Annotated in this window: 8 protein-coding genes; 6 read left to right on the top strand and 2 right to left on the bottom strand. The window is 70.4% G+C overall.

What is annotated here, in order from left to right:
- Positions 1-358: 358 nt before the first annotated feature.
- The gene (gene otnI, locus VGO20_RS18045; RefSeq protein WP_327503762.1) at positions 359-1150 is read right to left on the bottom strand and encodes a 2-oxo-tetronate isomerase; all 792 of its coding nucleotides are present in this window, start codon (positions 1148-1150) and stop codon (positions 359-361) included.
- Between the two features lie 157 nt (positions 1151-1307).
- On the opposite strand from otnI, the gene VGO20_RS18050 reads away from it, so the two are divergent.
- The 4 genes from VGO20_RS18050 (at position 1308) to purU (ending at position 5160) form a co-directional block, all read left to right on the top strand.
- Positions 1308-2123, top strand: a complete 816-nt coding sequence (locus VGO20_RS18050) for an N-acetylmuramoyl-L-alanine amidase family protein (RefSeq protein ID WP_327503763.1) — start codon at positions 1308-1310, stop codon at positions 2121-2123.
- 161 nt (positions 2124-2284) lie between these two features.
- Complete coding sequence (locus VGO20_RS18055) at positions 2285-2869, top strand: BON domain-containing protein (RefSeq protein ID WP_327503764.1); 585 nt, start codon at positions 2285-2287, stop codon at positions 2867-2869.
- Entirely contained in the window at positions 2850-4208 is a 1359-nt protein-coding gene (locus tag VGO20_RS18060; RefSeq protein ID WP_327503765.1) for a hypothetical protein, read from the top strand. The genes VGO20_RS18055 and VGO20_RS18060 overlap by 20 nt, the downstream gene beginning before the upstream one ends.
- Before the next feature lie 91 nt (positions 4209-4299).
- Positions 4300-5160 carry a formyltetrahydrofolate deformylase gene (purU, locus tag VGO20_RS18065; RefSeq protein WP_327503766.1) on the top strand — a complete coding sequence of 287 codons (861 nt, stop codon included), beginning with the start codon at positions 4300-4302 and terminating at the stop codon, positions 5158-5160.
- Positions 5161-5172: 12 nt separating this feature from the next.
- On the opposite strand, the gene VGO20_RS18070 is transcribed toward purU, so the two are convergent.
- On the bottom strand, positions 5173-5955 hold the full coding sequence (locus tag VGO20_RS18070) for a PhyR family response regulator anti-anti-sigma factor (RefSeq protein ID WP_327503767.1): 783 nt from the start codon (positions 5953-5955) through the stop codon (positions 5173-5175).
- A gap of 243 nt (positions 5956-6198) precedes the next feature.
- Here VGO20_RS18070 and VGO20_RS18075 point away from each other — a divergent pair, with 243 nt between their 5' ends.
- Positions 6199-7452, top strand: coding sequence for a glycosyltransferase (locus VGO20_RS18075; protein ID WP_327503768.1), 1254 nt, complete (start codon positions 6199-6201; stop codon positions 7450-7452).
- 96 nt (positions 7453-7548) lie between these two features.
- Positions 7549-7773: DUF4170 domain-containing protein (locus tag VGO20_RS18080; RefSeq protein ID WP_327503769.1), on the top strand; the 225-nt coding region annotated here is incomplete at its 3' end.

Here is a 7773-nt window from a genome sequence, read left to right on the forward strand (position 1 = left end):
ATGCCTCCTCAGTGCTCGTTGCGGTCCCGCGCGCGGCGGGCGGTTTTCCCGGCGTCCTGGCGCTCGTCGCCGCCACGGGCGCCTGCGCCGCTGATGCCGCTGTCCGCCAGCGGGGACGACGCGCCGGGCTCGGTCCCGGACCGTGCGACGCCGCGGGTTCCCAAACCCCGAGCCCGCCGGACGTCCCTCCGGAGATGCCGGCGTCCCTCGCGACGCCCGGGTCGGTGATCACGTTCGTCCGGCGCTGCGCGGTGACACCCTGCCGGCGTTCCTCCTCGGGTTTCGTCATCGCGTGCCCCTTCGGCTGCTGTCGGCGTCCTTCCAACAGCGGTGCCGGCCGGGAATCGCGGCCGCCCCGTCAGCGGCACGCGGAGATCCCGTAGGGCTCCGCCCAGCCGAGGCCGTCCTCGGTCGTGCCGGCCGGCCGGTACTCGCAGCCGATCCAGCCTTCGTAGCCCAGGGCGTCCGTCAGCGCGAACAGGTACGGGAAATTCACCTCCCCCTCCGACGGTTCGCGCCGGTCGGGTGGATTGGCGACCTGCATGTGGCCGATCAGCGGCATGAGGTTGCGCAGGCGCATGCACAGGTCCCCTTCGCTGACCTGCGCGTGGTAGAGGTCGAACTGAAGCTTGGCGCAGGACCGTCCCACCGCGTCCAGCACCCTTTGCGCCATGGCCGAATCGCGCAGGAAATATCCCGGCACGTCGCGCTGGTTGATCGGCTCGACCAGCATCGTGATGCCATGCGGCTCCAGGCGGTCGGCCGCGAGCCGCAGGTTGGCGACGTAGGTCGCCATGGCGTCCCGCGGATCGACGTCGGGTCCGGGGCAGCCCGCCATCACGTGCAGGCGCCGGCAATCCAGCGCCGTGGCGTAGTCGAGGGCGAGTTCCACCGAGTCGGCGAACTCGCGTTCGCGGCCCGGCAGCGCCGCCAGCCCGCGCTCGCCCGCCGCCCAGTCGCCGGGAGGCAGGTTGAACAGCACCTGCTCCAGGCCGTTTTCGTCCAGCCGCGCGCGGATCTCGGCCGCCGGCCACTCGTAGGGGAACAGGAACTCGACGCCGCGGAACCCGCAGGCCGCCGCGACGGCGAAGCGGTCGAGGAAGTCGCGCTCCTGGAACAGCATCGACAGGTTGGCGGCGAAGCGGGGCATGGCGGCGATCCCGGAGTTGTCGTTCCCGGCATTGTCCAGTTTTCGCCGCCGCGGTCCAGGGTCGCGCACACGCGGTCTGGACAGAGCCGGTGGGCCATAGGTAGTAATTAACCATCACCCGAACCGCTTGGCCCGCAAGCCGGAGTCCCTACGTTCCATGAACCGTCGTTCGGTCCTGAAGGTGGTGCTCGGCGCCTCCGCGTTCGGCCTGTGCCGGCTTGCATGGCCGGGCACGGCCGGTGCGTTCCCAAAGGACGGTCCGCCCCGAAAGCCGAAGCCGCCGGGCGCCGGGGTGCTGGTGATGCTGGACCCGGGTCATGGCGGCCGGGATCCCGGCGCGATCGGCGCGCGCGGCACGCTCGAGAAGGACGTGACGCTCGACATCTGCCTGTCGATAGCCGAGGCCATGTCGGACGAGCGTGGCGTGCGCGTGATGCTCACCAGGGAGAGGGACGAGTTCCTGCCGCTCGCCGACCGGGTCGAGCGGGCGCGGGAAGCGGCCGCCGACCTGTTCGTGTCCATCCATGCCGACAGCGCCCCCAACCGGGAGGCGCGCGGCCTGTCCGCCTATACCTTGTCCGAGAAGGGGTCCGACGATTTCGCCCGCGCGCTCGCCCGGCAGGAGAACCTCGCCGACCGCTTCGGCGGGATCGACATCAGCCGCGCCGCGCCGGAGGTGGCCGCGATCCTGATGGACCTGAGGGCCCGGCACACCCGCGATGCGGCCCTGTACGCGAAAGACAGCATCGTCGCCGGGGTCGGAGACCGGCTGCGGACGCTCGAGAACCCGAAACGGTCCGCCAACTTCGCCGTGCTGAAAGCCCCGGACGTGCCTTCGGTGCTGATCGAGACCGGTTTCCTGTCCAACCGGCAGGACGAAGAACTGCTGCGCGATCATGGCCATCGGGCCCGCGTCGCCGGCGTTCTCGCGCGGGAGCTGTCGTCGGTCGTGCGCCAAGCGCCCTTCGCGTGACCGCCGATGCGCCGCCTTCCGGGCGCGGCAGGTCCGGCCGCGCCCCGGCCACACCTGCCATAATTTTATCACGAACTCCAGGAAACCTGTTGCTTTCGCACACGCGGTATGACTTCTACGCGGCGCCTGCCGCACGGATCGGTAGGTTAACGGAGGTTGTCTTGAGGTCTTGGTCCTTCGCGGCGAACCTGTTCGTCTTGGCCGGTCTCGCGCTCTCCACGGGAGGCTGCGCTTCCCTCGTCGTCGGAGGGGCGGCCACGGCCGGCGTGGCCGCGGCCCAGGAGCGCGGGCTGGGCGGCGCCGCCAGGGACACCGTGATCCAGGCCAAGATCAACGACCTCTGGTTCCGCCACGACGTCGACATGTTCCGCAAGCTCGGGCTGACCGTCAACCAGGGCCGCGTTCTCGTGACCGGCCGGGCGGCGACGCCGGAGATGAGGCTGGACGCCGTCCGGCTCGCCTGGCAGGTGGACGGCGTCACCGAGGTCATCAACGAGGTCGAGGTCGACGACAGGAGCGGCATCCAGGACGCCGCGCTCGACACCTGGATCGCGACCCAGCTCCGCGGCAAGCTGATGTTCGACCGCGAGATTTCTTCCATCAACTACACCATCGATACGGTCAACGGCGTCATCTACCTGATGGGGAGCGCCCGCAACCAGGCGGAACTGGACCGCGTCACCGGCCATGCCAGATCGCTGCCCCACGTCAAGCGCGTCGTCAGCTATGTCCGGGTCATCGGATAGGCGGGCCGCCGCGACGTCCGGCTGGATCGCGTTCCTCTTCGCGCTCGCGGTCGCATGGACGGCCGGCCCGGCCTTCGCGGCGGCCGATCCCCAGGCGCTGGCCAACCGCCAGTTCATCGAGGCGATGCAGAGGATCCAGGCCGCCGACACGACGTTCGATTCCAAGGAAGAGAGCCGGCTCCTGCGCGAGGCCGAGCAGCTGCTGGACGCGATCGTGCGGGACTACCCGGAAAGCCCGGTCGCGGTGCAGCTGATCACCAACCAGTTCATCGGCGACTTCGACGTCTTCGAGTTCAAGAACCGGGTCCGTGCGCTGATCTGCAACGAGCCGCAGGCCACGGCGTGCTTCCTGTACCGGATCGAGATGCTGCTGCCCCCGCTGGAGCAGCCGGTCACCACGCCGCGCTGGGACTGGCTGTCGCTGGCGGTCGCCTATCATCACGCCGGCTCGCCGGACAAGGCGAAGGGCATCATCGCGCCGTTCCTGGGGGCGTTGCGCCGCGGCAAGGTCACCGACGGCGCCGAGCAGGACCTGTTCGTCGCCCGCGCGCTCGCCCTGACGGGGCAGATGGACCTGGCGCTGCAGATAACCCGCAGCATCAACGACTGCTCCACGCGCATCTACAACCTCGCCGACATCGCGGAGATCGCCGCCTGGAACGGCGATCCCGGCCTGGCCGGCGCACTCGCGGAAGAGGCCAAGTCCCACGCCGCGGCGAAGGGATGTTCGTGGGAACTCGGGCTCGTGGTCCAGGCGCTGCTGCATGCCGGCCGCGAGGCGGAGGCGCGCACGCTGTTCCTCAACACGGTCGAGCAGCAGTTCTCCCGCTTCCGGGAGACGCGCCAGGATTGCTGCCCGGCCGAGCTGGCCGTCGCGGCTGCGGACCTCAACGAGGTCAACCTCGCCCTCGGGCTGCTGCGCGCCGTGCAGGAGGACAGTCCCTGGACGGTTCCCGCGGTGCTCGGCCGCCTGGCCGGCAACGGGGAAACCGCGCTCGCCACGGCGTATCTCGATCAGCTCCAGGACCCCGACCAGCACGCGGAGGTTCTGGCGGAGTTCGTGGCGGCGGCCCTCGATCGCGGCGACGCCGCCGGGGCGGCGGAGAACATGGCGCGCCTTCAGGAGCTCGCGCGCGATCCCGCGAACCGCCGTCCCGCCGTCCTGGTCCAGCTCGCACGGGCCGAGAGGCGCCTGCATGGCGACGACCGCTGGCGGAGCACCTTCCTGTCCGCGGTGAACGCGGCGGAACGCAGCAGCGCCTATGTGCGGCGCGACATCGGGGCGCCGCTGCTCGCAGCCCTCGTCGGCATCGAGACGGGCAAGCCGCTGCTCGACTGATCCCCGTTCGATTGGCGCCGTTCGATCGACTGCGGACGCGCGCGCCGGAGTCATGGTAAACAGCGTTCAGAACGAGCAACCCCGGTCCTCCATGGCTTCCGAATACGTCCTGGCGATCTCCTGTCCCGACACGATCGGCATCGTCGCCGCCGTATCCGGCTTCCTGGCGACACGCGGCTGCAACATCGTCGACAGCGCCCAGTACGGCGACAGGCAGAGCGGAGCCTTCTTCCTGCGCATCCATTTCGCGGCGCCCCAGGGCGGGGATGCGCCCGGGGACGACGATCTGGCGCGCGGGTTCGTTCCGCTGGGCGAGCGGTTCTCGATGCGCTGGGCGCTCCACGACCTCGCCCGCAAGCCGCGATTGCTGGTCATGGTCTCAAGGGCGGGGCACTGCCTGAACGACCTGCTCTATCGCTACCGCACCGGCGGCCTGGACGTCGAAATCCCGGCCATCGTGTCCAACCATGCCGATTTCGAGGGGCTGGCCGCCTGGCATGGGATCCCGGTCCACCACCTGCCGGTCACGCCGCAGACCCGCGTCCGCCAGGAGGCGCAGCTGCTGGAGATCGTCGAGCGGGAGCGGATCGACCTTGTCGTGCTGGCCCGCTACATGCAGGTGCTGTCTCCGGGGCTGTGCGAGCTCCTCGGGGGGCGCTGCATCAACATCCACCACTCGTTCCTGCCGAGCTTCAAGGGCGCGAAGCCTTACGCCCAGGCGTTCGCGCGCGGCGTCAAGCTGATCGGCGCCACCGCCCACTACGTCACGTCCGACCTGGACGAAGGCCCGATCATCGAACAGGAAGTGGCGCGGGTCGACCACACGCAGACCGCCGACGACCTGGCGGCCGTCGGGCGCGACATCGAAAGCGTGGTCCTCGCCAGGGCGGTCCGGTACCACGTCGAGCATCGCGTCATGCTCAACGGCGCGAAGACCGTGGTTTTCCGGTAAGGGGCCGCCGGCTCAGCGCGGTCGGGGCGTGAAGACGGCCTGGGTGATCGCCCGTTCGATCTGCTCGCGGGTGAACGGCTTGCGGATCACGGGGCCGAGCTGGTCGAGGCCGCGCCTGCGCAGCTCCTCGGCGAACGCCGTCACGAAGATGATCGGCAGATCGCTGCGCTCGCGCAGTGCCTGGGCGGTCACGATGCCGCTGCCGCCATGGGCGAGGCGGATGTCCATCAGCGCGAGCGTCGGCTGCGTGCGGGCGGCCGTGTCCAGCGCTTCTTCCATGGTGGCGGCGGTACCGGCGACCTTGTGCCCCATCGCCAGCACGGTCTCGCCGAGGTCGTAGGCGATGATGGCGTCGTCCTCGACGATGAGGATGTTGGCGACGAGCTGCTCGCGCACAGCGTTCTGCGCGTCCGCGAGAGCGGCGCGCGCCCCGTCGACCGGCAGGGACATGACCTCGGCCGCCTGCGCGACCGCAAGCTCCTCCAGGCTGACCAGCAGGTACAGGCGGCGCTTGTGCTCGGGCAACCGGGTGAGCGCCTCCTCGATCGGGTGGACGCGGGCGCCGGGAGGGCTCGCGGGGCCGTCGCCGGCGAGCCGGTTCAGCAGCCCGTAGAGGGGCAGTCTGCTGCCGGGGGACGGCTCGTCGTCGAGCCTATGGACCTCCGGCTCGCCGAGGGCCGTCTCCACGGCCCGGGTCACGAGCGCATCCCCGGCTTCCGTGGAGCCGACGAGGGCGCGGGCATAGCGGCGCAGGAACGGGAGGTGGGCCATCATGTGGTTGGCCTGTGTCTCCATGCTCCTCCGTCCCCCCGCGTATGTTCGATGTCGACCAACATTGGTGTATCCCGCTGGGACAGGCAATTCAAGACGACCCACGGTCCATGGGCGCTCGCATTGGCCTTACGCCCAGCAGTCAAGGCATAGCACCAACAGGAGAATTGCAGACATCCCGGGGCCGCCGGCCGTGTCCGGACCGCCCTGCGGATTTCCCGTTCGGGCGGCGGAACCGCGGGCCCCGGTACAGGTTATCAGGAAGCCATGCTCGACCTGCTGCTTCTTTGTCCCGAGGTTCCCCGGCCTGCCGCTTCCGGCCGCGAGGCTCGTTTGTGGCGGGTGCTCCGGCACGTCGCGGGCCGTTACCGGGTGCATCTCGGATGCTTCGCGGACGAGGCCCTCGACCGCCGGACGGAGGGGTTGCTCCGACAGTTCTGCCATAGCAGCTATTTCGCGCGCCCACGTCCGGCGGTCTCGCGCCCAGGCAGGCTCGCGCTCCTGGCCGGCCGCTGGGAGCCGCCGGCGGCCAGGCACGCCGGCCTGCAGGCCTGGGTGGAGCGCATCTGGGCGGAGCGGCGGCCGGCCCGGGCGCTCGCCATGGGAACATCGCTCGGGCACTACGCCCTGATCCGGCCGGACATCCCGGCGCGCCGGATCGTCGATCACCATGATCTGGTCCACGGCGAGGACGCGGCGCGCTGGCTCCTGCCGCCGGGCATGCTGCCGCCGATCCGGCGCTGGCTGCTGGCGCTCGAGGCCCGGGCACTCGTGCTTGCGGGCGGTGCAGGCGCGCCGGCCTGGCACGCCCATCTCATCGCCTCGTCCGCCGTCGCCGAACGGCTCAGGGACGCCGTGCCGGACCAGGGGCACAGGATCCATCATTTCCCCGACGGCATCGACGGGAACTGGTTCTCTCCGGACCAGGGGCTCCAGAATCCCCTGCCCCGGGGCGGCCCGACCCTGTTGTTCGCGGGCGGCGTCCGGACCCGCAATGGGGTCGAGGCCGCGGCATGGTTCGCGCGCGAGGTGCTGCCGCGGCTCCGGGCGGCACGGCCGGAGACGAGGCTCGTGATCCCCGGGGAAGAGGCGGTCGCCGGCTTGGCGGCGCTGGTCACGGTGCCGGGCGTGGTCTTCACCGGCCCTTCCGTAGACCGGCGCGCCTTGCTGCTGCATGCCGACGTCGTGGTGGCGCCCCATCGCGAGGCCGAGCGGGGCGGGCTGCTGGAGGCGATGGCGATGGCGCGCCCGACGGTCGCCACGGCCGCCGCCGCCGCCGAACTCGGTACGCATGCCGGTCACGAGCTCTGGCTCGCGGAGGATGCGGAGGCGTTCGCCAAGGCCGTCGACATCGCGCTCGACCCGCGGGTAGGGCCGCCGACCGGCCGCGCGGCCCGGATCAGGGTGCAGGCGGACCTGTCGTGGGAAGCGGTGCTGGAACGCTTCGACCGCCTCGTCGAAGGCCAGCCTAGTCCGCGGCAGCCGGTCGTATGGCCGATCACGTCCCGTTCCGGGAGCTGACGCGGCGGATTCCGGCGGCATCCCGTCCATAAAGATGATATAGGCCGGCGCAGGCGGCGGAGCCATTCCGCCGAGACACGCGTCAAGGAGGTATTCTTGTCAAACGGCCAGCTTTTGCACCTCGTATTCGGCGGACAGCTGGTGCGGCCGGACACGACGGAGTTCATTGACCCGCGCAACCTGCACATCGTGGGCATCTATCCCAACTACGCCGAGGCATACACGGCTTGGCGCGGGGCAACCGCCGCCACGGTCGACGACGCCCACATGCGCTACTTCATCGTCCATCTCCACCGCTTCCTCGATCCCGAGAAGGACGGC

The organism is Arenibaculum sp. (assembly GCF_035998295.1).
Classification (GTDB): domain Bacteria; phylum Pseudomonadota; class Alphaproteobacteria; order Azospirillales; family Azospirillaceae; genus DASYHS01.

Coding starts and splice junctions, on each gene's coding strand:
- otnI (WP_327503762.1), bottom strand. CDS start 1,150: ATGCCCCGCTTCGCCGCCAACCTGTCGATGCTGTTCCAGGAGCGCGAC.
- VGO20_RS18050 (WP_327503763.1), top strand. CDS start 1,308: ATGAACCGTCGTTCGGTCCTGAAGGTGGTGCTCGGCGCCTCCGCGTTC.
- VGO20_RS18060 (WP_327503765.1), top strand. CDS start 2,850: ATGTCCGGGTCATCGGATAGGCGGGCCGCCGCGACGTCCGGCTGGATC.
- purU (WP_327503766.1), top strand. CDS start 4,300: ATGGCTTCCGAATACGTCCTGGCGATCTCCTGTCCCGACACGATCGGC.
- VGO20_RS18070 (WP_327503767.1), bottom strand. CDS start 5,955: ATGGAGACACAGGCCAACCACATGATGGCCCACCTCCCGTTCCTGCGC.
- VGO20_RS18075 (WP_327503768.1), top strand. CDS start 6,199: ATGCTCGACCTGCTGCTTCTTTGTCCCGAGGTTCCCCGGCCTGCCGCT.